Here is a 21,822-nt window from a genome sequence, read left to right as displayed (position 1 = left end):
TTCGCAATGGCAAGCTCATTGGAACCTGAGTTCTTCCCCATGCAGCGACTGGATGAAGACTACTGGTAGGTTGCTGTGATGGTGATCTCGGTCTGCACCGAGCCCGCGTTGATACCACTGGTGGAGGGCAGGTAGTAGCCCGCACGCAGCGTGTAGCTGGCCGTCGCTCCAGTCACTATGACAGGAATGTCCTTGTCTCCCTTCTTCAGAGGTGTCGATCCGCTCGCGCCTGCCAGCAGCACAATGGAAAGGCCCTTGGCGGGCTCGCTCGTCGCCGTGTTTTTCCACCGCAGGGCATCGCCCTCCGCAGCGGTCCCATCAAAGGAAAGCAGTGCCTTGGTGACGCCGATGCATCCGGTGAAATTCAGATTGCTGGTCTTGAGATTGTTGTTGCCCACATTGAGTGCATCGGCCTTGACGCTGTCGAGCGTGATGGCGGGGGTGGCCAGCGCACAGGTACCCGGCAACACTCGGCCACTGATGGAAAGTGTCTGGCTGCTGGCCGGCGATGCGGCCATCAGCAATGCAAGCATGGCCGGCAGATGACGGTACTGATCGATCATGGAGATTCTCCTGGAGCAAGCGAAGATTGAATGTCAGGACCTGGAATCGCGGTCTCTACCCGCAACCCGGCGTCGCCCATTGGCGTGCACAGCGCCTGGGTCCAGGACAGGCCATAGGCGTCAGGTTTGGCGGGCATGCGGTACAGCAGTCGACAGCGGCTGGGGCCATCGGCATCGACGATCAATGCTCCTTCATCCTGGGCACCGCGCAGATGAATCACGCCCCCCTGCCCAACGGCTCCGCGCGGCGTGCCGTTCTCCTCCTGCACGCGCGCGGCAAACGGCAACGGCTGCCCAAGCGCGTCCGTCGCATCGATGAACAAGGAGCGCTCGCGTCGCACTTCGAACGGAACACGTACGATGCTGCCCGCTGTCGGCGCGATGCGCCGGGAGGTCTGTAGGAGTTCCACTTCCAGCGGCAAACCGGACGGGTCAAGATCAATGCGGTTCCAGCGGTAAGGGCTGATGTGCGGCAGCAGCGCATAACCACGGCGATCAACACGGAGATCAGCGCCGGCTCCGATGCGGGCGCCGTGCGCGCCGGGCGCCTGCACCAGCGCAAATCCCTCTCCCACTGGCTGCCCCAGGGTGATCCCACCACGGTGCAAGGCGATGCTGCCGGCGGCCCCCAGCGTGTGACTGCTGAAATGCCCGGCTCGGGTGAAGCCCGCGCTGAGATGTGCGTAGCGGCCTTGATAATCGGCGAATGCAGTGCTGCTGCGTACCCCGCCCGCCCGCTGCTCTCCAGACAGTGAATAGTTGAGCGCGCGACGCTCTCCCACCGCACCTGTCAGGCTCAGCTGGGCCTGGCCTCCACCGTCAGAGCGACCCACGCGGGTGCTGGTCCGCTGCGTGCTGCCGTGGGATCCCAAGGGCAGACTGACCGTGAGGTCGTAGCGGGTGTCCTGACGACCGTTTCCCTGCCGGAAACGCATGACGGATACGCCGTAGTTGACCTTCCCCGCAACGGTATTGAAGCTCAGCTGCAGATCATTCTGGCGCTGCGTGCTGTCCCAGTACGCGACGTGGCCGCCGTCGAGATGCAGGCTGCTGCGCTCCCCGATCCTCTGTGAGAAGTTCAGCTGGTAGCGCTGGCGCGCACGTCCCACTGGATGCCACTCGTCCGAGCGGGCCGTTGCCAGATCGTGCAGCGTGAGGAAGCCCCGGGTGCTGTAACGATACGCCGCAAGCCCGAAGTTGGTGCCACTTTCTGCCAGGTAGCGCTGATAGTTCACCCGGTAGCTGTTGCCGATCAGGGGCCGCCCGTCCGCCTGGCGGGCGCGCGAATGGGTGACGTCCATGCCCAGCGCGCCGACAGGAGTGTTGACCGCCACCCCCAGCAGGCCGGCACCGTATCCTTCAGCCAGCTGCAATCCCCCGAGAGCTGTCAGTCGATTGTTCAGTCCATGCGCATGGGTGGCCTCGGCGAAGCCCAGCCGCTGCAGGACGTGACGGCCTCTTAGTGCACCGGCGGTCACGCTTGAGCGGGACGTACCCGCGCGCAGCGCCTGTGGCACCGCCGAGAAGCTGACGGTGAACTGCTGCTGCCGGCCATCGGCTTCCATTACGATCACCTGCAGGTCACCACCAAAGTTGGTGGGATACAGATCGTCTATCGCGAACGGCCCTGGAGCGACGTTTACTTCATGGATGACAACACCGTCCTGCTCGATGCGCACCACTGCACTGCTGTCGGCAATGCCACGTACCACCGGTGCATATCCGCGCAGTGAATCAGGCAGCATCCGTTCATCACTGGCGATACGCACCCCCGTGAACGGCACACTGTCAAACAGCTGCCCACTGGTGTTGCCCTCACCCAGCAACAGCTGGCTGTTCCACCCGGGAATGTCACGCTGGGCGTAACTGTTGATGGTGGTACGGCGCACCTGCCCCCGCGCATGGTTGAAGGCGGTGCGATGGCGGAAGCGCCAGCTCCCGATGTTCGCACCCATGCGCAGGCCGAGGTGGCTGCGATCGACGCCTGCACTACGGCCATGGCTGGCGCTGTAGTCCACGAACAGGGCGTTGATGCCTGGATCACGTAGCTCAACCGGCACCAGGCCTCGTGCCGCCCTCGCCTGTGCAGCCTGCGGCACGGAGATCAGCAGCTGCAGCGTGCCGCTGTCGAATGTCACTGTTGCCCCCGCGATCACGGACGGCAGGTCGATACAACCCGTTGCCCGCTCCAGCGCCATTCGATAGGTGGCCTGCAGTTCCAGCTCCCGCAGCAGATCCGCAGACAGGCAGGCACCCGCCCGGTCAGGGTCGTCGCCCGCTACGAAGGTGATGTCGCGTGTCTGCAGGTACTGGCCGTTGACCAGCACATCAACGCGGTAGTCGCCTGCGGGCATGGGGTTGCCGCGCACATAGCGACGCATATCGATGGTTCGCCCACCCACGAGGAAGCCGTCACTGAATTCAAGGCCCGTTTCGGTCTCCGCGTGGGCAGGTAACGCCAGTCCCGACAGAGCGAATGCCATGGCCGATGCAAGCCGTGAAGCACACAGACCTGGACGCGGCGTAGTGGAAGGGATCATGCCCGCATTCCATTCATGCGCGACGCACCTCAGTAGTAATCTGCCAGCAACGTTGCTTCACCACGTATCGATCCGGTGCGCAGCGTCCCGGTCGTGCGCAGGTAGCGCGCACTGAATGGAACCGGCAGGGCACTGCCTGATGCGGCGCCATGGGTCCAGGGGGCTTTCATCCGCACAGGATTCCCTCCACTGAGGATCTGCACTGCCACACCATTGGCGGTACTGCCCGGCGCCGCCTTCAGCGTGTTTGACGTGCTGGCAGGATCGTGAACGTCCACCAGCTCCAGAACCAGTCGGCGCCCGGAGGCGGCACAGCTGACGCGCACATTGAACGACTTCTCGCCCGCGCTGCCGTTGCGCTGCAGGGTTACCGCGTCCACCGGATCCAGGTCGACGTTCTGCGGAGTGACCGCGCAGGTCTGGGCACGAAAGCGGAAACCAAGGTTGAAACGATGGAACCCACCCGTGCCGCCAGACGTCGTGCGCAGGGAGCCCGCAGGCCGGCGGGCCACGTCGTGCATTGGTCCGCCCCGTGAGAACGCGATGACCTGCACGGTGACGTTCTTTCTTGCTCCATTCAGCGAGTACCGGCTCGGAACACCGTCGCGCAGCGGAACGCCACCTTCCTCGACCTCCTCGATCGGGCATTCGGGATCGGATATTTCGCAGCCACCATAGCTGTAGCTGAAGGCCAACAAGGGCGAGGTGGAATCCATTTCGTAGGCGGCAATCGCGCGGCTCCCCCAGGGCACGTCGCGAACGTACTTCATTCCGGTCAGCTGAAGCAGCTCCTCCATCTGCGTTTCACCTGCGTCGCAGACCAGGGTCAGCATTCCAGAATGGAAGCCCAGAGTGATATCGGCACGGTCGGTAAAGGCGACGTCGAAAACGTGATCGAGCTGTGCGTCGCCCCCCGGTGCGCGGCAGGTCGCGCTCGCACTGAAAGCAACCGTCGCTCCCAACAGGGCGAGGCAGCCAGCGTATGCAGGACAGAGCGACATCATTGGCATCTACTGGGGCAAAGGCGGGGACACGCACCGTACGCGCTTGCCGAGCCATCGCCCATGCAGAAAGTTGCAATTGCCGCAATGACGGGCTTTTGCAACATTCTTCATATCGTTGGGGACTACACCCGGACAGACTCCCGCCAACCCACGACATCGCTGTCGTGCAGGATTCCATTGCAGAGAGAACAGTCCATGCCCCTTCAAACGCAACTGCTGTGCGGGGCCTTCCTGGCCCTGACGATTCCCTCCCTGGCCCACGCCGAGCGCCTGGAAATCACCGGATCGCTGGAAACGTCCACCTGTACGGTCGGCACGACCGGTGGCGCGATCACCGTGCCGATGGGCAAGGTTGATCTTGTCTCGGTGAACGCGGCAACACGTGCAGGCCAGAAGAACTTCACCATCAACCTTGACTGCAGCGGCTCCGGTGCCGCGCAGAAGGTTGGCGTCCGCTTCGGTGGTACGCAGCATGACAGCACCGGCAATCTCGCACTGACAGCGGCCTCGACAGCACGCAACGTCGGGGTTGCGCTGTATGACGCGGACGACAATCACCAGCGCATCGGTGATGACCCGACGCGGTGGCTGACGATTGCCGCCGGTGGCAGTGGACAGCTGACGTATAGCGCCTGGTACGCATCGCCCTCACAGAATGCGCAGGCCGGGCAGGCCAACGCATCCGGTGACTTCGTCGTTCTCTACGACTGACTTCCGTGGCAGCCTGGCCGGATGCGCCAGGCTGTCGTCGTCCAGCGAGGCGCCGCATGAAATTCTCATTCCTTTCGGGGCTGTCCGCGTTGCTGGCTGCCCTATTCGCCCTTCCCGGCCAGGCCGCCGTGACACTGCAGGGAACCCGCATCGTGCACGATGCCGCCAAGGGCCGCGATGTCACAGTGAAAGCGAGCAACGTCGGCGAGCAGCCTGCCATGACCCAGGTCTGGATCGACGATGGCGACAGCCACGCACGACCGGAAGATGTACGCACGCCCTTCCGGCTGACGCCGGCCGAACCGCGCCTGCTGCTGTCACAGCATGCCCAGGCATTTCGCATCACCTATGCACCGCGCCCCTCGGATCCGCCGGTGCCCATGGATCGCGAGTCGGTGTTCTACTTCAATCTGTTGGACATACCGCCCAAGCCTTCCGGAACTGCAGACCGCAACCTGCTTCAGTTCGCAGTGCGCACGCGGGTGAAGCTGTTCCATCGCCCGGCAGGGCTGCCGGGCAATGCGCGCGATGCAGCAGCTGCCCTGCTGTGGTCCGGCGATGGCGATGGCCTGCAGGTGCGTAACCCAAGCGCGTACCACGTGTCGCTGAGTTCGTTGACGCTTGCCGACGGCCGCAGCGTCGAGGTGGACATGATCGCGCCGGGAGCACAGGTACGCTATGCACTGCCGGATGGCGCAGTCATCCCAGCGTCAGTGTCATTCACATGGCTGGATGACTACGGCACACCTCGCGATTCGGAAGCCCGCGTTGAGCGGTAGACCCGTGTCGCTGATGCAGAGCCGAGCTTGCGCCCACCTTTCATGTATTGCGTAGAAGCAGCCGAGCATGACTCGGCTCTACAGGATACGAATCGTGTGCAGACCTTTGCCGGTCACGCGAAGTGCTGGTAGCCGCCGTCGGCGGCTTCGCCATCCACGTGCACGCCTTGCCCTTCGGCAATGCGGCCGATGCGGGTGAGCGGCAGGTCCAGCGATTCGGCCAGGTAGTGCAGTGCGTCGCGCTGGTCGGCGGCGGCGGTGAAGCACAGTTCGTAGTCGTCGCCACCGCGCAGTGCGCAGTCGCGTGCATCGTCGCGGCCGAGCAGCTCACGCAGCGCGTGCGAGATCGGCAGCGAATCGGCATCCACATGCGCGGCCACGTTGCTGCGTGCGGCGATGTGGCCCAGGTCGGCCAGCAGGCCGTCTGACACGTCCACCGCCGCATGCGCGAACGCACGCAGGCGCAGGCCGAGGGTGACGCGCGGCGTCGGCCGCAGCAGGCGCAGACGCAGGCTCTCGTAGTCGGCCAGCAACGTGGCGGTGGCCAGGTTCAGCGCGCCCTGCTGCCACAGGCGCAGCGCACCGGCGGCATCGCCCAGCGTGCCACTGACCCAGATGTCGTCGCCCACCTGCGCGCGGTCGCGGCGCAATGCCTGGCCACGGCCGACCTGTCCCATCGCAGTAACCGACAGCGACAGCGGGCCACGCGTGGTATCGCCACCAATCAGTGCAATGTCATGCTGGTCGGCGAGGGCGAAGAAGCCATCGGCGAAGGCCTCGATCCAGTCTTCAGAGGCTTCCGGCAGGGACAGCGCCAGCGTGCACCACGCCGGGCGCGCGCCCATCGCGGCGAGGTCCGACAGGTTGACCGCCAAGGTCTTCCAGCCAATGTCGAAGGCCCGGGTTTCCACCGGGAAATGCACACCGCTGTTGAGCGTGTCGGCGGTGACCACCAGCTGTTCGTTGGCCCGCGGCTGCAGCAGCGCAGCGTCATCGCCGATGCCGAGCAGGATGTCGTCGCGCTCGAGGGTGCGGGCGCGGATACGGTCTATGAGGGCGAATTCGGCCAGGGACATGGGGCGTTCCGGCGGGTTGCATGGATGGGCGGCGGGCGCGGATGCCGACCAGGTGAACCGGCTGGGGGGGGTAGAGTCGACTGTCAGTCGACTGCTCTCCGGTCCGACACTACGACTGCTGATCGAAAGGCAGTCGACTGACAGTCGACTCTACCGAAGCAGATTCCCGCGCCGTTCAATGAACGATGCGGGACGCAGCGGGTCAGTGACCCGATTCGACCTTGCGCCATTCCACGGCGGCACGATCCAGCACGCCGTTGACGTAGGTGTGGCCATGTTCGGAACCAAAGCGCTTGGCCGATTCGATGGCTTCGTTGATCACCACGCGGTACGGCACGTCCAGGCGATAACGCAGCTCGTAGCCGGCCAGGCGCAGCACCGCGCGCTCGATCGCGTCCACTTCCTCGATGCCACGGTCCAGGTACGGGCCGAGGGCTTCGTCAATATCACGACGGTTGTCGAGCACACCGTGCAGCAGCGCCTCGAAATACGCCAGGTCGGCGATTTCACGGGCCTGCTCGTGGGCGAACTGGGCGATCAGCGACTGGGCGTTGCCGCCAGAGATCTGCCAGGCGTAGATGGCCTGCACGGCGCGACGGCGTGCGCGCGAGCGCAGCACCGGGTCGACGCCATCGCGGCGGACGGGTTTACCGGAGGGCTTGCCCTGGGTGTTCTTGTTCATGGCAGCTGCTCCAGAAGGTTGACCATTTCCAATGCGGCGAGTGCGACTTCCTCGCCCTTGTTGCCGTGGCTGCCGCCTGCGCGGGCCTCGGCGTCTTCAACGCGTTCCACCGCCAGCACGCCGTTCAGCACCGGCACGCCGAAGTCCAGCTGCACGCGCATCAGGCCTTCGGCGCAGCGGTCGGCCACGTGTTCGTAGTGGCGGGTGTCGCCACGGATCACGCAGCCCAGGGTGAGGATGGCGGCGTGTTCATGGGCGGCGGCCAGGCGCGCGGCCACCAGCGGCAGCTCCCAGGCACCCGGCACGCGGATCACGTCGATGTTGGCTTCGGCGATGCCGTTGCCGGCCAGGCTCTGGCGGGCGCCGGCGACCAGCGTATCGGTGATGCGGGCGTTCCAGCGGCTGGCCAGGATGGCGAAGCGCGCCGATTCGGGAGTGCGAAGATCGCCTTCGTAGTGGCTCATATGCGGCTTGGGGGATTCGATTAAGGGGTAATTCTAGCGTGGATGGGCCCCAGGGCGCCCGTGGGTAGTGCCGGGCGCTGGCCGGCAACCCGGGGAACATGGTTGCCGGCCAGCGGCCGGCACTACCGATCCCACGTGCGGTGGAGCTTACGGGGTGACCGTCTCCACCACTTCCAGGCCGTAGCCGGCCAGGCCGATCTGTCGGCGCGGGGTGCCCAGCACGCGCAGCTTGCCCAGGCCCAGGTCGGACAGGATCTGCGCGCCGGCACCGTTGCGGCGCCACTGGCTCACGTCCTTGTCCTTGCCCGGCACCACCGGCGCCGGCTGCTGGCGCAGGCGGGCGAGCAGGGCCTCGCCATCGCGCGGGGCCTGCAGCACCACCATCACGCCAGCGCCTTCGGCATCGATCGCGCGCAGGGCATCGGTGGCAGCCACGCCGAAATCGTCACGGCGCCAGTGCAGCAGGTCGGCCAGCGGGTTTTCCACCTGCACGCGCACCAGGGTCGGGGTATCGGCATCCGGCGTGCCGCGGACCAGCGCGAAATGCAGGTCGTGGGCGATGCGGTCGCGATAGGTGACCAGCTTGAAGCGGCCGAATTCGGTGTCGATCTCGCGCTCGTCCACGCGTTCAACGGTCTTTTCGGTGGCCAGGCGGTAGGCGATCAGATCGGCGATGGAGCCCATCTTCAGCCCGTGCTCGCGCGCGAACACTTCCAGTTCCGGGCGGCGCGCCATGCTGCCGTCCGGGTTCAGGATCTCCACCAGCACGCCGGCCGGCTCCAGCCCAGCCAGCATGGCCATGTCCACCGCGGCTTCGGTGTGGCCGGCGCGGGTCAGCACGCCGCCCGGCTGGGCAATCAGCGGGAAGATGTGGCCCGGCTGGTGCAGGTCCGACGGCTTGGCGTTGGGCTTCACCGCGGTACGGATGGTATGGGCGCGGTCGTGTGCCGAAATGCCGGTGGTGACGCCCTCGGCGGCCTCGATGCTGACCGTGAAGTTGGTCTGGAACTGCGCGGTATTGGCCTGCACCATCGGCGCCAGGCCCAGATCGGCGGCGCGGGTACGGTTCAGCGGCAGGCACACCAGGCCACGCCCGTGGGTGACCATGAAGTTGATGTCGCTGGCCTTGACCAGCTCGGCGGCCATGATCAGGTCGCCTTCGTTCTCGCGGTCCTCGTCATCGACGATGACCACCATGCGGCCCAGGCGGATGTCTTCCAGGATTTCCGGAATAGGGGCGAAATTCATGCTGCATCTCCTTGCGGGTGCTGACCGTTGGCCGGCACGCTGATCAGGCGCTCGACATAGCGGGCGACCAGATCGATTTCAAGATTGACCGCGCTGCCCACGCCAGCGGCGGAGAACGCGGTGTTGGCCACGGTGTGCGGGATGAGGGCGACTTCGAAGCCTTCATCGTCCACTTCGTTGACGGTCAGGCTGACCCCATCCACGCAGATCGAGCCCTTCTTGGCGATGTAGCGGCGCAGCGAGGCCGGCGCGGCGAAGCGCCAGCGCTGGGCACGCGCGTCTTCGTGGATGGACAGCACCTGGCCGAGACCATCGACGTGGCCGCTGACCAGATGGCCGCCGAGACGATCGGTCGGGCGCATGGCGCGTTCGAGGTTGATGACCGCACCCTCGCCGAGCTGGCCCAGCGTGGTCAGGCCCAGGGTCTCGGTGGAGGCATCGGCCTGGAAGCTGCTGGCGTCGAATGCGATGACGGTCAGGCAGACACCGTTGATGGCGATGCTCTCGCCCATCTGCACGTTGTCGAACGGCAGATTCCCGACATTGAAGGTGAAGCGGACATCGCCGCCGATGGGTTCGCGAGCGGCCAGACGGCCGACGCCTTCGATGATTCCAGTAAACAAGAAACGTTCTCCGCAGGATGTGAGCGAAAAACGCCGCAAGGCAAACAGGCGCACGCAGGGCATTCGCCCTGTGGCACCGTCTTCTTTCATCCGGACTATGACCGTCGGCTCCGGCATTGGACCGGATCTGCTGACCCCCGGCCGTGGGCCGGGGCGCTCGCGGGCTCGTGCTTGCGCACCTACCGCCGGTGGGGAATTGCACCCCGCCCTGAAGACGTTTGTGTACCGGCGAACCGGCCTGGCCAGTGTACCAGCCCGGGCTGAACGGGGTCGGATGCCACAGCTGTGACGGCCGTCGCTCGCAATTTGTAAAACTTTCATTAAAATCCTGCCCTGGACGACATGATGTCGCCACGGGCAGCCGCAAGGGCAGGCCCGCCAATGGACTGAAATTCACAGGAATTCCCATGCGCAAGATCCTGATCGTGGCCGCCCTGCTGGCCGCCGCCCCGTTCACTGCGTCGGCCGACGCCCTGAGCTACACCTACGTTGAAGGTGGCTGGACGCAGGTCAAGGTTGACGACAACGCACTGGACGACCCGAAGGTCGACGGCGGCTACCTGCGTGGTTCGGTCGCGCTGGCCGAACAGGTCTACGTGTTCGGCGGCTGGTCGCGTACCAGCAAGACCCGCCATTACGGCGAAGATTCGCTGAAGCTGGAACTCAACCAGCCGGAGCTGGGCATTGGTTACCACATGCCGTGGTCCGATCGCGTGGACTTCACCGCCGATGCCGCCTGGGTGCGTCAGAACGCCGAATCGACCCTGCGCTATGACGGCGTGCGTTACCACGGCAAGGACCACACCAACCTGGGCCGCGTCACCATGGGTATCCGCGGCAAGCCGTCGCGCATGACCGAAGCCTGGGCCAAGGCCGGCTACATGGATGGCGGCAACAACTTCAAGGGCACCTGGGTTGGCACGGTCGGCGGCCAAATCAACTTCACCAGGACCTGGGGTCTGGTGGGCGAGATCTCCGGCTACCGCGACGTCACCCAGTACTCGGTTGGCGTGCGCGCCAGCTTCTGATCCAACGATCGCTTCTCGTCGAGCGATCGAACGGGCCCCGCAAGGGGCCCGTTTTTTTGGCCGGTGTGCAGCCACCATGTGACCGCTGGTCGCCATCGAAAGTACTGCTGGATGCGCTAGGCTTGCGCGCCTCTGGAAAAGGAAAACACCGTCATGAAGACCTTCACCCGTACCCTGCTGGCCAGCGCCCTGCTGTGCGCCCCGCTGATGGCCGGCGCCGCATCGGCCCAGCTGACCCCCGAGCAGGCCTTCGACCTGTACGCGCGCACCCTGCTGGAAGACGACGCGGCTGCTACCCGCACGCTCAACGATGCGCTGAAACCCGCCTTTGAAGGCCAGGACGCGGTGACCCCGACCCCGGGCGCACTGGCCAAGGCCCTGGCCGAACCGTGGCAGACCGTGCTGGCCAGCGCCGGTGACAAGACCGGCGCTGCGGCCACTGAAGCGCTGTACGCCAAGGCCCTGCGCGATTCAAAGTGCCGCGCGACCAAGAGCGTGGTCGAAGACAACGAATACGTTGAAGACCAGAAGCTGGCGCGCATCAGCTTCAGCTGCCAGGTGCCCGACCTGGGCAAGGTGCGCCCGCTGTTCGCCGCCAGCCTGGCCGCCGATGCCAGCCCGGCCTCGCGCAAGCAGTTCACCGATGCCTATACCCAGGCACTGCAGAGTGGCGCGCGCGTGCCGGTCAGCGGCACCTTCACCCTGTACCCGGCCAAGGACAATGGCTACTGGTACAGCGGCAACTTCGATGATCTGGTAGGCACCGTGGCCGGTGCACTGGCACCGTTCGAAGACTGGATGCAGGACGTGCAGGCCGCCAGCGCACCGAAGGTGACCGGCGTACCGGGCTGCGACCTGCTGCTGCAGCAGCACCGCGCCTGCGTGGCGAAGATCGCGCCGGACCAGATCAGCGGCGTGGATGCGATGGCCGAGGAACTGAAAACAAAGGCGCAGGTGCAGTCGGCCGAAGCGATGACGCAGGAGTGCAAGGCACTGCGCCCGATCGCCGAGATGATGTGGACCGACGAGTGCAGGTGAGGGCGCAGGGGCCGAACGCAGCCGCATTGGCGATATCCGGCTCGACCCCGGCCGCAGGTTCGGACGAGTTGCATGGACAGGCCTGGGGGCGGGGGGCATTCTCCCCCGCCCCGTCCCGATGGAATCACCGTGCACCGCCCTCTTCTCTGCCTGCTTGCCCTGGGCATGCACCTGCCTTTGGCAACTGCCCGCGACAGAACCCCGGAAGACGTCGTTTCCCAGCATCTGCAGGCCATGCATGAACGCAACGACTTCGCACTGCAGATGCTTGTCCAGAAGCAGCAGGCCGACCGGACCGGTGCAACCAGTGATCTCTTCAATGCTCCGCCCATGGCGGAGTTGCTGGCGACCTGGACGAGGAACATCGAGCGCCATGTCGATCCGATCGACGGCGTGGATTCGCCACATCTTGTCTGGGCGCTGCAGGTTCTGGCCAACAGCCGATGCAAGCCCTACCGAAGCGAGGCATGGCACAGTCTGACCGAAGGCATGCAGGTTGCCGACGTGCACTTCAGCTGCCGCGTGGGCGATGTCGAGCGTCTTCGGTACCTGTCCGAGGCTACGGTCTTCGATGGCGGTGAGCAGAGCGAGCAGCGCTTCTGGAGAGCCTATATCGAGACGTTGCGCGACGGCCCCTTCCACGAGATCGTTGGCACCACGCGCGTGGTATCGACCACTCGCGAACCCGCCTGGCACAGCGAGAAGTCGAGGCATCCGAATGAAGACTTCCCCTCCGGCCGCGTCGAACATGACATATACGTGGTTCTGACCGAAGCACTGATCGCACAGCCGCGCCACCTGGACCGCGCGGGCACGCGTGACGCCATCGCACAGATGACAGGCATCGTCGAGTGTGACGACCTGCTGCAACAGCATCGCCGCTGCATGGCACGCATTGCGCCGCAGGAACTGAAGGGGGTGAGTGACCTGGCCACTACCCTGAGCAAGCGGCGACAGCAGATTCCCGAGGCGGAGCTGCTGCAGCAATGCATGGCCTTGCGGCCCGCAATGCAGGCACTCTGGACGCATGAGTGCCACTAGGCCGCGAACAGCCGAACGCACTTTCAGAACCGTTGCATGGCCCATTGCGGTGTGCATGGTCAATGCTGTTGCTCTCTTCCACCGGGGCAACCGCATGAAACATCGTACAGGGTCGACCACGGTCATGCTGCTGGCGCTGATGGTGTGTGGGCAGGCCGAAGCGCACAGGCCCAAGACCTTCATCATCCGCCCATCGGTTGCCTTCGAGTCGAACCAGCTACGCGACAGGGACATCGATGCACAGCTGAGCGAAGACGACGACTGCCGTGCATTCCTGATATACCACGATGAATGTGCGCCGACGGTATTGCCGGACGAGTACGACGACGGCATCAGCCGGCGCAGGCTGCGGTCGAAGTCAACGCAACTGACGGGGGAAGCGCTCGGTGCCTACTGCCGGGACCTGCACATGCTGTGGAAGCAGCAATGGGCAGAGCAGTGCCCCGCCGACGAGGACGAGGGCACCTGACGACACAGGAGATGCCGTCATTCCCTCACGGGCGCAACAACAGTCTGATGTCCTCGCCCACCTGGCGCTGGTCAACCACACGCAGGCGGCGCTGCTGGTCCATTGCATCGATGCCGAGGCCGGCCAGCAGCGGGCGTCCGTTATCGCCCAGCAACGTGGGGGCCTGGTACAGCAGCAGCTCGTCCACCCAGCCGCCGCGCAGCAGCGCACCGGCCAGCGTCGCGCCGGCTTCTGTATGCACTTCGTTGATGCCGCGCTCGGCCAGCAGCGCCAGCACCGCGCCCAGGTCCAGCCGCCCTTCAACGCAGGGCACGCTGGCGAATTCGGCGTCGGCCGCATCCGGTGCACTCACCGCTGCATCGTGCAGGTACAGCGTCGGTGCCCCACCCTCGCGCACACGGCTGCACTCCAGTGAGCGCAGGCGCGAATCCAGCACCACGCGCAGTGGCGGCATCACCTCGGTATCGGCCAGGCGCGCGGTCAGCATCGGGTCGTCGGCCAGCACGGTATCGGCGCCGGTCAGGATCGCACCTGCGCGCGCGCGCCAGTGCTGCACGTCTTCGCGCGCGGCCGGGCCGGTGATCCACTTGGAGCTGCCATCGGCCATCGCGGTGCGACCGTCGACGCTGGCCGCCAGCTTCACCCGCAGCCACGGCCGGTTGCGCTCCACGCGCGATAGGAAGCCCTTGTTGAGCTCACGCGCCTGCGTCGCCATCAGTCCTTCGGCAACCTCGATGCCGGCATTGCGCAGCAGATCGAAGCCACCACCATCGACCTTCGGGAACGGATCGCGCATCGCGGCAACGACGCGCGACACGCCCGCTTCGATCAAGGCCAGCGCGCACGGCGGTGTGCGCCCGTAGTGCGCACAAGGCTCCAGGGTGACGTAGGCGGTGGCACCACGCGCCTCGCTTCCGGCCTCGCGCAGGGCGAACACTTCAGCATGCGGACCGCCGGCGCGCTGATGCCAGCCCTGCCCGACCACGCGTTCGCCGTGGGCGATGACGCAACCGACCATTGGGTTGGGGCGGGTGGTATAGGCAGCACGCTCGGCCAGGCGCAGTGCGTTGGCCATGTGCAGGTGGTCGAGGACGGAGAACGGGATGCTCATGCCACCATGGTACCGCCGCTGGCGTAGATCCATGCCATCAGTGCCAACCAAGGTTGGCACCCACCAAGGCAGAAGCGGTCAGCCCTTCTTCTTCTTGGTCAGGGCAATCACGTCGCCCAGCAGCTGCAGCTGTTCGGTACTGGACGGCAGGTCACGTTCCAGCTTCTCGATCTCCTCGCGGAAATCGGCAACGTCCTCGAAGCTGCGATAGACCGAAGCAAACCGCACATAGCCGACATGATCGAGCTTGCGCAGTTCGTTCATGACGAACTCGCCGACCTTGATCGAAGGCACTTCACGCTCGCCGCTGATGCGCAGCTGGTGAACCACCGCCCGCACCGCCGCTTCGATCTTGTCTTCGGCCACCGCACGCTTCTGCAGTGCGCGGTCGAAACCAGCGCGGACCTTGCGCTGGTCGAAGGCTTCGCGGGTGCCATCGCTCTTGATGATCGCCGGCAGCTTCAGTTCAACCGTTTCCATGGTGCTGAAGCGCTCGCCGCAGGCTTCGCATTCACGCCGACGGCGGATCGTCGCGCCGTCTTCGGAGACGCGCGAGTCGATGACCCGGGTATCGGCATGTTGGCAGAAGGGGCAATGCATGGAACGCCTGGCTCAGGGGGCAACCTAGATGCCACGGTCATGGCAGCGTCGCAAAGGTACCTGAGAAAGGGTCCAGCAGCAAATGCTGCCTGCGCGAAAGCCGGAATGGGCGCCTGATGCGCTCTTGGGCCGCCACTCAGCCGGCCGGGCCGGACCCCGGAGTATTCCCGCCCCAGCGCAACCACAACAGGTGCGCGGCCAGCACCAGCAGCAGTGGGCCAAACCCGAGAAAGCCCAAGGTCGAGATCTCCCCTTCCTTGAAGGTGAAATACAGCGTGGCGGCGACGACACCCAGCGCGGCCAGTATTCCCAGCACCAGGCCAATCCATGCGACCACCGGCGCCTGATGCAGGCCTGCGCGACCACGCCACAGGAAGAGGCCGCTCAGCCACATCCAGGACAGCAGGCCGAGCACTCCGGCCGATGACCAGAGCAGCAACAGCGAGTGCTCATCGCCAGTCAGATACTTGCCATCCAGCACGACCATCAACCCCAATACTGCCCCGGTGCCTCCTGCCGCCGCGGTGGGCAGGCCCACCAGCAGGCCTGCTATCCCCATCCATCGTTTGTGCTGCTGCTCATCCATGCGTTCCATTCCCTTTGATTGGCCGCGTCAGGCGCGGCGCTTGAGCCACACCAGCATGGCGGCCGGTACCAGCATCGACGGCCCCAGCAGCAGTAGTTCCAACGCGGCGCCCCCCTGCTGGAAGCCGAACCATGCGGTCATCCAGAGAACCGGCAGCGCTGCCAGCCCACCGGCCAGCAGCAGCCACCACCAGATCGCGCGCACCTGCAGGCCGGCCCGGCCCTGCAGCAGGTAGCCGGCGCTGAGCCACAGCCAGGCCAGGCAACCCGCCACGCCGGCCAGGCCCCACAGCAGTGGCACCAGATCGGGGGAGCGGTTGCCGCCGAAGGATTGCACGCCAACAACCAGGAACATCACCGCGACCGCGCCGCCCATCGCCAGGCCGGGCAGGCCGAGCAGTACCGCCAACGCGGCATACAGGTACTTGAGGCGGCGCTCATCCATGCGCGGTTACTCCGATGCCCGCGCTCGTACGGGCGGCACATCCACGGTATCGGCACGCGCACGCAGCAACATCAGCATGCCGGTGGGCACCAGCAGCGACGGCCCTGCGAAGAGACCGCTCACCACCGCCGGGCCCAACCCGGAGAAGGTATATATCGCCAATCCCAGCAACGGCAGGCCCGCCAGCACGCCCATGCCCAGCAACCACCACCAGCGTGGCGAGGCCGTGCGCAGGCCCTGCAGTCCATCACGCAACCAGATGACGCTGAGCGCGACCCAGGCCACCAGGCCGGCAAGCGCGGCCGTTCCCCAGACGCACATGACGGCAGCGAACCACAGCTTGTCAGCATCCAGCGAGACCAGGCCGATCACCCCCATGACCAGGGCGATGCAGGCACCGACGCCGCCCGCGAAAAGGCTGGGCAGGCCGAACAGCGCGGCCAGCACCACGTACAGATACTTGAGGCGGCGCTCATCCATGCGCGGTTGCTCCAATACCGGGGTCAGAGCCCTTCCCTGCGGGAAGGGATCCGACCCCTGTTTCGATCAGCCGTAGACCGGGTACTTGCGGCACTGCGCGCTGACGGCGTCGCGCACGCGGGCGATGACAGCGTCGTCGTTCGGTGCATCAAGCACGTCGGCGATCCAGTTGGCCAGGTCCACGCAGTCCTGTTCGACGTAGCCACGGGTGGTCACCGCCGGGGTGCCCAGGCGCAGGCCCGAGGTCACGAACGGCGAGCGCGGGTCGTTCGGCACCGAGTTCTTGTTGACGGTGATGTGGGCCTTGCCCAGCGCGGCCTCCGCGTCCTTGCCGGACACGTCCTTGCCGATCATGTCGACCAGCATCAGGTGGTTCTGGGTACCACCGGAGACGATCTTGTAGCCGCGCGCGATCAGCGTGTTGGCCATCGCCTGGGCGTTCTTCACCACCTGCTGCTGATAGGCCTTGAAGCCCGGTTCCAGCGCTTCCTTGAAGGCCACGGCCTTGCCGGCGATGACGTGCATCAGCGGACCACCCTGGATGCCCGGGAACACGATCGACTGCAGCTTCTTGACCAGGTCTTCGTCGGCGCCCTTGGCGACGATGATGCCGCCACGCGGGCCGCGCAGGGTCTTGTGGGTGGTCGAGGTGACCACGTGAGCATGTTCCAGCGGGCTCGGGTAGACGCCGGCGGCGACCAGGCCGGCGACGTGCGCCATGTCCACGAACAGGTAGGCACCGACCTTGTCGGCGATGGCACGGAAGCGCGCCCAGTCGATCACCTGCGAGTAGGCCGAGAAACCAGCCACGACCATCTTCGGCTTGTGCTCCAGGGCCAGGCGCTCGACTTCGTCGTAATCGATCAGGCCCTGGTCGTTCACGCCGTACTGCACGGCGTTGAACAGCTTGCCCGAGGCATTCACCTTGGCACCGTGGGTGAGGTGGCCGCCGTGGGCCAGGCTCATGCCAAGGATGGTGTCGCCCGGCTGCAGCAGCGCGAAGTACACGGCCTGGTTGGCCTGCGAACCGCTGTGCGGCTGCACGTTGGCATAGTCCGCACCGAACAGCTGCTTCAGGCGGTCGATCGCCAGCTGCTCGGCGATGTCCACGTATTCGCAGCCGCCGTAGTAGCGCTTGCCCGGGTAGCCTTCGGCGTACTTGTTGGTCAGCTGGCTGCCCTGGGCTTCCATCACCGCCGGGCTGGTGTAGTTCTCGCTGGCGATCAGCTCGACGTGGTCTTCCTGGCGCTGGGTTTCAGCGGCGATGGCCTTGGCCAGTTCGGGATCGTAGGATTCGATGCGGACGTCACGCGGGAACATCGGGTACTCCAGCAGGCAGGGAAAAGGGGTACGGCTCAGCCCTCGATTGTAGCCCCGCACCGGCCCGCTGGGGCCGAAACAGACGGGGCCGGCATCCCCGAAGGAATCCGACCCCGTATGGTTTCGATTGATGTCGTGGGGTCAGAGCCCTTTCCGTTGGAAAGGGATCCGACCCCAGCCGCGCCCCTCAGCGGCTGCTGAGTACGTACTGGGCGATCACACCGGTCGCGATGGCGACCAGCAGCATGTTGCCGCGATCATCGCGGATCCACTGGTGGCCGTACGGCGGGCGGCGCAGGTTGTAGCGCGGGTAGTCGTTCACCACGTAGATCGGGCCACGGTAGTAGTCGCGGTAGCGGTGGCCGACCTTCCAGCCGTAGCCGGGGCCATAGGCAGGGCGATAGACCACCCGCGGCGGTGCCGGACGGTAGTAGCGGTCATGGTCGCGATGCCAGTCGCGACGGTCGCGTTCCCAGTCGCGACGGGCCTCGCGGCGGTCGCGCTCCCAGTCGCGGCGGTCCTAGCGCCACTCACGGCGATCCTCGCGCCATTCACGGCGATCGTGGTCGCGGCGATGGTCGTTGTCGGCGAATGCCGGGGCCACGGCGCCCAGTGCCAGCACAGAGGCCACGGCACTGGCCATTACTCGATTGATGCGCATGTCAGACCTCTGCTTGGTGGGTGGTGAGCCCATATTGCGCAACCGATCTGAACCGTTTCCGGCTGGAAACGCTTCCCGCTGCAGGACTGTGACCGAGTATTCAGGCGATAGCCAGCCCGGCGGCGCCTCCCGGGAGCGGCCCGGAACCGGTTCCGGCTATAATTGGCGGTATTCCATTTCAGTCTGTGCCCGCTGCCGCAACGGGATCTACCCGTGACGGGTCGGGCGCAGGGCCGCGCCTACGGAGACCGCATGTCCTCGCAATACATCTACACCATGAACCGCGTGTCCAAGGTGGTCCCGCCCAAGCGGCAGATCATCAAGGACATCTCGCTGTCCTTCTTCCCGGGCGCGAAGATCGGCCTGCTGGGCCTGAACGGCGCCGGCAAGTCCACCGTGCTGAAGATCATGGCCGGCGTGGACACCGATTTCGAGGGCGAGGCCCGCCCGCAGCCGGGCATCAAGGTCGGTTACCTGGCGCAGGAACCGGAACTGGACCCGACCAAGACCGTGCGTGAAGCGGTCGAGGAAGGCGTGGGCGAAGTTCTGCAGGCCCAGGCCGCGCTGGAAGCGGTGTACGCCGCCTACGCCGAGGAAGGCGCCGACTTCGACGCGCTGGCCAAGGAACAGGAGCGCCTGGAGGCGATCCTGGCCGCTGGCGACGCACACACGCTGGAAAACCAGCTGGACGTGGCCGCCGATGCGCTGCGCCTGCCGCCGTGGGATGCCATCGTCGGCAAGCTGTCAGGTGGTGAAAAGCGCCGCGTGGCCCTGTGCCGCCTGCTGCTGCAGAAGCCGGACATGCTGCTGCTCGACGAACCGACCAACCACCTCGACGCCGAGTCGGTGGAATGGCTGGAACAATTCCTGGCGCGCTACACCGGCACCGTGGTGGCCGTCACCCACGATCGCTACTTCCTGGACAACGCCGCCGAGTGGATCCTGGAACTGGACCGCGGCCGCGGCATTCCGTGGAAGGGCAACTACACCGACTGGCTGACCCAGAAGGACGAGCGCCTGAAGCAGGAAGACAACCAGGAAAAGGCCCGCCAGAAGGCGATCCAGAAGGAACTGGAGTGGTCGCGCCAGAACGCCAAGGGCGGCCGCACCAAGGGCAAGGCCCGTCTGGCCCGCCTGGAAGAGCTGCAGTCGGTCGATTACCAGAAGCGCAACGAGACCAACGAAATCTTCATTCCGCCGGGCGAGCGCCTGGGCAATGCGGTGATGGAGTTCAAGAACGTCTCCAAGAAGTTCGGCGACCGCCTGCTGTTCGACAACCTGAGCTTCCTGGTGCCGGCCGGTGCCATCGTCGGCATCATCGGCCCGAACGGTGCCGGTAAGTCGACCCTGTTCAAGATGATCACCGGCCAGGAAAAGCCGGATACCGGCGAGATCGTGGTCGGCCCGACCGTGAAGCTGTCCTACGTGGACCAGAGCCGCGACGCGCTGGAAGGCAACCACAACGTCTTCCAGGAAATCGCTGGCGGCCTGGACATCCTCAACATCAACGGCATCGAGATCCAGTCGCGCGCCTACATCGGCCGCTTCAACTTCAAGGGCCAGGACCAGCAGAAGATGGTCGGTTCGCTGTCCGGTGGTGAGCGTGGCCGCCTGCACATGGCCAAGACCCTGCTGCAGGGTGGCAACGTGCTGCTGCTCGACGAACCGTCCAACGACCTGGACATCGAAACCCTGCGTGCGCTGGAAGATGCGCTGCTGGAGTTCCCGGGCAACACCTTCGTCATTTCGCATGACCGCTGGTTCCTGGATCGCATCGCGACCCACATCCTGGCGTTCGAAGGCGACTCGCACGTGGAGTTCTTCCAGGGCAACTACCGCGAGTACGAAGAAGACAAGCGCCGCCGCATGGGCGACGACGCCGCGCCGAAGCGCCTGCGCTTCAAGGCGCTGAAGTAAGGCAATCGGAAAGGCCGCGCTCGCGCGGCCTTTCTCATTTTTGCAATGTGTACCGACCATGCATGCCGGCCAGCGGCCGGCATCTACCCATGAGCGACCCCATGTCCCTGTTCGAGCGCCTGTTCCAGCTGCAGCAGCACGGCACCACCGTGCGCACCGAGCTGCTGGCCGGTGTCACCACCTTCCTGACGATGTCCTACATCGTCTTCGTGAACCCCGAAATCCTCGGCACCACCGGCATGGACGCGGGCGCGGTGTTCGTGGCCACCTGCCTGGCCGCCGCACTGGGTTCGGCAGTGATGGCGCTGGCCGCCAACTTCCCGGTCGGCATGGCGCCCGGCATGGGCCTGAACGCGTTCTTCGCCTTCACCGTGGTCGGCGCCGCCGGCCTGCCGTGGCAGCAGGCACTGGGTGCGGTGTTCATCTCAGGCCTGGTGTTCCTGGTGCTGTCGCTGACCGGAGTACGCGCGTGGCTGGTATCGGGTATTCCCTCATCGCTGCGCTCGGCCATCGTGGCCGGCATCGGCCTGTTCCTGGCGATCATCGCGCTGCAGAAGTCCGGCGTGATCGTCGGCAATGAAGACACACTGGTGGCGCTGGGCCCGTTGAACACGGCGCCGCCGCTGCTGGCACTGGCCGGCTTCCTGCTGATCGCGGTGCTGGAAGCGCGCCGCATCCGCGGTGCGATCCTGATCGGCATCCTGGCCGTGACCGGCGCTGGCTGGGCATTGGGCGACGTGCAGTACCAGGGTCTGGTCTCGCTGCCGCCGAGCCTTGCACCCACCTTCCTGCAGCTGGACCTGCCGGGCCTGCTGCACCATGACGGCGGCGCACCCATCGCAGTACTTCTGCAGGTGGTGCTGGTGTTCGTGCTGGTGGAAGTGTTCGATGCCACCGGTACCCTGTACGGCGTAGTCGGCCGGGCTGGCCTGCTGAAGCTGCCGGGCGCGCAGAAGCGTTTCGGCCGCGCGCTGCTGGCCGACAGCACCGCGATCGTGGCGGGCTCGATGCTCGGCACCAGCAGCACCACGGCCTTTGCCGAAAGCGCCTCCGGCGTGCAGGTGGGCGGCCGCACCGGCCTGACCGCACTGGTGGTGTCGGCGCTGTTTCTGGCGGCGCTGCTGTTCTCGCCGTTGGCAGCGATGGTGCCCAGCTATGCCACCGCGCCGGCCCTGTTGTTCGTGGCTGGCCTGATGCTGCGTGAGCTGGTGGAAGTGGACTGGAGCGACCTGACCGAATCGGTGCCGGCGGCGCTGTGTGCGCTGGCGATGCCGTTCACCTACTCGATTGCCAACGGCCTGGCGTTCGGCTTCATCGCCTATGCCGCGCTGAAGGCGGGTACCGGGCGCTGGCGCGAAGTGCATCCGGCGGTGTGGCTGGTGGCGGTGCTGTTCACCCTGCGCTACGCGTTGGAATAAGCGGTAGGCGATGCCGGCC

22 protein-coding genes, 1 pseudogene and 1 riboswitch are annotated in these 21,822 nt (G+C 65.7%); of the genes and pseudogenes, 8 read left to right on the top strand and 15 right to left on the bottom strand.

Annotated elements, in window-relative coordinates; all coding sequences use genetic code 11:
* Nucleotides 1-59: 59 nt before the first annotated feature.
* The 3 genes from AC5P9N_RS13545 to AC5P9N_RS13535 form a co-directional block, all read right to left on the bottom strand.
* The gene (locus AC5P9N_RS13545; protein ID WP_012479145.1) at nucleotides 60-563 is read right to left on the bottom strand and encodes a fimbrial protein; all 504 of its coding nucleotides are present in this window, start codon (nucleotides 561-563) and stop codon (nucleotides 60-62) included.
* Complete coding sequence (locus AC5P9N_RS13540) at nucleotides 560-3,046, bottom strand: fimbria/pilus outer membrane usher protein (protein WP_223846469.1); 2,487 nt, start codon at nucleotides 3,044-3,046, stop codon at nucleotides 560-562. Before AC5P9N_RS13540 ends, AC5P9N_RS13545 begins: the two co-directional genes overlap by 4 nt.
* 86 nt (nucleotides 3,047-3,132) lie before the next feature.
* Nucleotides 3,133-4,104 carry a fimbrial protein gene (locus AC5P9N_RS13535; protein ID WP_158230244.1) on the bottom strand — a complete coding sequence of 324 codons (972 nt, stop codon included), beginning with the start codon at nucleotides 4,102-4,104 and terminating at the stop codon, nucleotides 3,133-3,135.
* A 198-nt stretch (nucleotides 4,105-4,302) separates the two neighbouring features.
* Between AC5P9N_RS13535 and AC5P9N_RS13530 the strand changes: the two genes are divergently transcribed.
* Both AC5P9N_RS13530 and AC5P9N_RS13525 read left to right on the top strand, forming a co-directional pair.
* Nucleotides 4,303-4,818, top strand: coding sequence for a fimbrial protein (locus AC5P9N_RS13530; RefSeq protein ID WP_043033817.1), 516 nt, complete (start codon nucleotides 4,303-4,305; stop codon nucleotides 4,816-4,818).
* A gap of 56 nt (nucleotides 4,819-4,874) precedes the next feature.
* Nucleotides 4,875-5,597 carry a fimbrial biogenesis chaperone gene (locus AC5P9N_RS13525; protein ID WP_012479141.1) on the top strand — a complete coding sequence of 241 codons (723 nt, stop codon included), beginning with the start codon at nucleotides 4,875-4,877 and terminating at the stop codon, nucleotides 5,595-5,597.
* 113 nt (nucleotides 5,598-5,710) lie between these two features.
* On the opposite strand, the gene thiL is transcribed toward AC5P9N_RS13525, so the two are convergent.
* The 5 genes from thiL to AC5P9N_RS13500 all read right to left on the bottom strand — a co-directional run bounded on the left by thiL (nucleotide 5,711) and on the right by AC5P9N_RS13500 (nucleotide 9,690).
* The gene (thiL, locus tag AC5P9N_RS13520; RefSeq protein WP_080334762.1) at nucleotides 5,711-6,673 is read right to left on the bottom strand and encodes a thiamine-phosphate kinase; all 963 of its coding nucleotides are present in this window, start codon (nucleotides 6,671-6,673) and stop codon (nucleotides 5,711-5,713) included.
* A gap of 202 nt (nucleotides 6,674-6,875) precedes the next feature.
* The gene (gene nusB / locus AC5P9N_RS13515) at nucleotides 6,876-7,355 is read right to left on the bottom strand and encodes a transcription antitermination factor NusB (RefSeq protein ID WP_012479139.1); all 480 of its coding nucleotides are present in this window, start codon (nucleotides 7,353-7,355) and stop codon (nucleotides 6,876-6,878) included.
* Nucleotides 7,352-7,819: a 6,7-dimethyl-8-ribityllumazine synthase gene (gene ribH / locus AC5P9N_RS13510; RefSeq protein WP_012479138.1), complete on the bottom strand. Its 468-nt coding sequence runs from the start codon at nucleotides 7,817-7,819 to the stop codon at nucleotides 7,352-7,354. The genes nusB and ribH overlap by 4 nt, the downstream gene beginning before the upstream one ends.
* Nucleotides 7,820-7,966: 147 nt before the next feature.
* Entirely contained in the window at nucleotides 7,967-9,067 is a 1,101-nt protein-coding gene (gene ribB / locus AC5P9N_RS13505) for a 3,4-dihydroxy-2-butanone-4-phosphate synthase (protein WP_099472890.1), read from the bottom strand.
* A complete protein-coding gene (locus AC5P9N_RS13500) occupies nucleotides 9,064-9,690 on the bottom strand; it encodes a riboflavin synthase (protein WP_049397406.1) in 627 nt (208 codons plus the stop codon). The genes ribB and AC5P9N_RS13500 overlap by 4 nt, the downstream gene beginning before the upstream one ends.
* Nucleotides 9,691-9,764: 74 nt before the next feature.
* A riboswitch (FMN riboswitch) is annotated at nucleotides 9,765-9,910 on the bottom strand.
* Between the two features lie 187 nt (nucleotides 9,911-10,097).
* Between AC5P9N_RS13500 and AC5P9N_RS13495 the strand changes: the two genes are divergently transcribed.
* From AC5P9N_RS13495 to AC5P9N_RS13480, 4 genes are all read left to right on the top strand, one after another.
* A complete protein-coding gene (locus AC5P9N_RS13495; RefSeq protein ID WP_049397405.1) occupies nucleotides 10,098-10,718 on the top strand; it encodes a hypothetical protein in 621 nt (206 codons plus the stop codon).
* A 153-nt stretch (nucleotides 10,719-10,871) separates the two neighbouring features.
* Complete coding sequence (locus AC5P9N_RS13490; protein ID WP_049397403.1) at nucleotides 10,872-11,756, top strand: hypothetical protein; 885 nt, start codon at nucleotides 10,872-10,874, stop codon at nucleotides 11,754-11,756.
* Between the two features lie 129 nt (nucleotides 11,757-11,885).
* Nucleotides 11,886-12,797, top strand: coding sequence for a hypothetical protein (locus tag AC5P9N_RS13485; protein ID WP_133050600.1), 912 nt, complete (start codon nucleotides 11,886-11,888; stop codon nucleotides 12,795-12,797).
* Between the two features lie 55 nt (nucleotides 12,798-12,852).
* Nucleotides 12,853-13,266 (top strand): hypothetical protein, encoded by a 414-nt coding sequence (locus tag AC5P9N_RS13480; protein ID WP_223846467.1) that lies wholly within the window; start codon nucleotides 12,853-12,855, stop codon nucleotides 13,264-13,266.
* A 25-nt stretch (nucleotides 13,267-13,291) separates the two neighbouring features.
* Here AC5P9N_RS13480 and ribD read toward each other — a convergent pair whose 3' ends face one another.
* The 7 genes and pseudogenes from ribD to AC5P9N_RS13445 form a co-directional block, all read right to left on the bottom strand.
* On the bottom strand, nucleotides 13,292-14,377 hold the full coding sequence (gene ribD / locus AC5P9N_RS13475) for a bifunctional diaminohydroxyphosphoribosylaminopyrimidine deaminase/5-amino-6-(5-phosphoribosylamino)uracil reductase RibD (protein ID WP_049397401.1): 1,086 nt from the start codon (nucleotides 14,375-14,377) through the stop codon (nucleotides 13,292-13,294).
* 78 nt (nucleotides 14,378-14,455) lie between these two features.
* Complete coding sequence (nrdR, locus tag AC5P9N_RS13470; protein WP_049397400.1) at nucleotides 14,456-14,977, bottom strand: transcriptional regulator NrdR; 522 nt, start codon at nucleotides 14,975-14,977, stop codon at nucleotides 14,456-14,458.
* 136 nt (nucleotides 14,978-15,113) lie between these two features.
* The gene (locus tag AC5P9N_RS13465; RefSeq protein WP_099484713.1) at nucleotides 15,114-15,563 is read right to left on the bottom strand and encodes a hypothetical protein; all 450 of its coding nucleotides are present in this window, start codon (nucleotides 15,561-15,563) and stop codon (nucleotides 15,114-15,116) included.
* Between the two features lie 27 nt (nucleotides 15,564-15,590).
* Nucleotides 15,591-16,007, bottom strand: coding sequence for a hypothetical protein (locus AC5P9N_RS13460; RefSeq protein WP_049397398.1), 417 nt, complete (start codon nucleotides 16,005-16,007; stop codon nucleotides 15,591-15,593).
* A 6-nt stretch (nucleotides 16,008-16,013) separates the two neighbouring features.
* Entirely contained in the window at nucleotides 16,014-16,487 is a 474-nt protein-coding gene (locus AC5P9N_RS13455) for a hypothetical protein (protein ID WP_049397397.1), read from the bottom strand.
* 66 nt (nucleotides 16,488-16,553) lie between these two features.
* Entirely contained in the window at nucleotides 16,554-17,807 is a 1,254-nt protein-coding gene (gene glyA, locus AC5P9N_RS13450) for a serine hydroxymethyltransferase (RefSeq protein WP_010481990.1), read from the bottom strand.
* 187 nt (nucleotides 17,808-17,994) lie between these two features.
* Nucleotides 17,995-18,468: pseudogene (locus tag AC5P9N_RS13445) on the bottom strand (RcnB family protein).
* A gap of 252 nt (nucleotides 18,469-18,720) precedes the next feature.
* Here AC5P9N_RS13445 and ettA point away from each other — a divergent pair.
* Together ettA and AC5P9N_RS13435 are read left to right on the top strand one after the other, a co-directional pair.
* Nucleotides 18,721-20,385, top strand: a complete 1,665-nt coding sequence (ettA, locus tag AC5P9N_RS13440; RefSeq protein WP_005408049.1) for an energy-dependent translational throttle protein EttA — start codon at nucleotides 18,721-18,723, stop codon at nucleotides 20,383-20,385.
* Between the two features lie 101 nt (nucleotides 20,386-20,486).
* Nucleotides 20,487-21,803 (top strand): NCS2 family permease, encoded by a 1,317-nt coding sequence (locus tag AC5P9N_RS13435; protein WP_005408048.1) that lies wholly within the window; start codon nucleotides 20,487-20,489, stop codon nucleotides 21,801-21,803.
* Nucleotides 21,804-21,822: the final 19 nt, after the last annotated feature.

The sequence above is a fragment of the Stenotrophomonas sp. YJH_SMC_6 genome, assembly GCF_059371335.1.
Note: the sequence above shows the minus strand (reverse complement) of the source record. Positions and strands in the feature narration are given on the sequence as shown.

Bases quoted from the DNA above. Each gene is read 5' to 3' on its own strand.
- AC5P9N_RS13545 (WP_012479145.1), bottom strand. From the start codon at position 563: ATGATCGATCAGTACCGTCATCTGCCGGCCATGCTTGCATTGCTGATG.
- AC5P9N_RS13540 (WP_223846469.1), bottom strand. From the start codon at position 3,046: ATGGCATTCGCTCTGTCGGGACTGGCGTTACCTGCCCACGCGGAGACC.
- AC5P9N_RS13535 (WP_158230244.1), bottom strand. From the start codon at position 4,104: ATGTCGCTCTGTCCTGCATACGCTGGCTGCCTCGCCCTGTTGGGAGCG.
- AC5P9N_RS13530 (WP_043033817.1), top strand. From the start codon at position 4,303: ATGCCCCTTCAAACGCAACTGCTGTGCGGGGCCTTCCTGGCCCTGACG.
- AC5P9N_RS13525 (WP_012479141.1), top strand. From the start codon at position 4,875: ATGAAATTCTCATTCCTTTCGGGGCTGTCCGCGTTGCTGGCTGCCCTA.
- thiL (WP_080334762.1), bottom strand. From the start codon at position 6,673: ATGTCCCTGGCCGAATTCGCCCTCATAGACCGTATCCGCGCCCGCACC.
- nusB (WP_012479139.1), bottom strand. From the start codon at position 7,355: ATGAACAAGAACACCCAGGGCAAGCCCTCCGGTAAACCCGTCCGCCGC.
- ribH (WP_012479138.1), bottom strand. From the start codon at position 7,819: ATGAGCCACTACGAAGGCGATCTTCGCACTCCCGAATCGGCGCGCTTC.
- ribB (WP_099472890.1), bottom strand. From the start codon at position 9,067: ATGAATTTCGCCCCTATTCCGGAAATCCTGGAAGACATCCGCCTGGGC.
- AC5P9N_RS13495 (WP_049397405.1), top strand. From the start codon at position 10,098: ATGCGCAAGATCCTGATCGTGGCCGCCCTGCTGGCCGCCGCCCCGTTC.
- AC5P9N_RS13490 (WP_049397403.1), top strand. From the start codon at position 10,872: ATGAAGACCTTCACCCGTACCCTGCTGGCCAGCGCCCTGCTGTGCGCC.
- AC5P9N_RS13480 (WP_223846467.1), top strand. From the start codon at position 12,853: ATGGTCAATGCTGTTGCTCTCTTCCACCGGGGCAACCGCATGAAACAT.
- ribD (WP_049397401.1), bottom strand. From the start codon at position 14,377: ATGAGCATCCCGTTCTCCGTCCTCGACCACCTGCACATGGCCAACGCA.
- nrdR (WP_049397400.1), bottom strand. From the start codon at position 14,977: ATGCATTGCCCCTTCTGCCAACATGCCGATACCCGGGTCATCGACTCG.
- AC5P9N_RS13465 (WP_099484713.1), bottom strand. From the start codon at position 15,563: ATGGATGAGCAGCAGCACAAACGATGGATGGGGATAGCAGGCCTGCTG.
- AC5P9N_RS13460 (WP_049397398.1), bottom strand. From the start codon at position 16,007: ATGGATGAGCGCCGCCTCAAGTACCTGTATGCCGCGTTGGCGGTACTG.
- AC5P9N_RS13455 (WP_049397397.1), bottom strand. From the start codon at position 16,487: ATGGATGAGCGCCGCCTCAAGTATCTGTACGTGGTGCTGGCCGCGCTG.
- glyA (WP_010481990.1), bottom strand. From the start codon at position 17,807: ATGTTCCCGCGTGACGTCCGCATCGAATCCTACGATCCCGAACTGGCC.
- ettA (WP_005408049.1), top strand. From the start codon at position 18,721: ATGTCCTCGCAATACATCTACACCATGAACCGCGTGTCCAAGGTGGTC.
- AC5P9N_RS13435 (WP_005408048.1), top strand. From the start codon at position 20,487: ATGTCCCTGTTCGAGCGCCTGTTCCAGCTGCAGCAGCACGGCACCACC.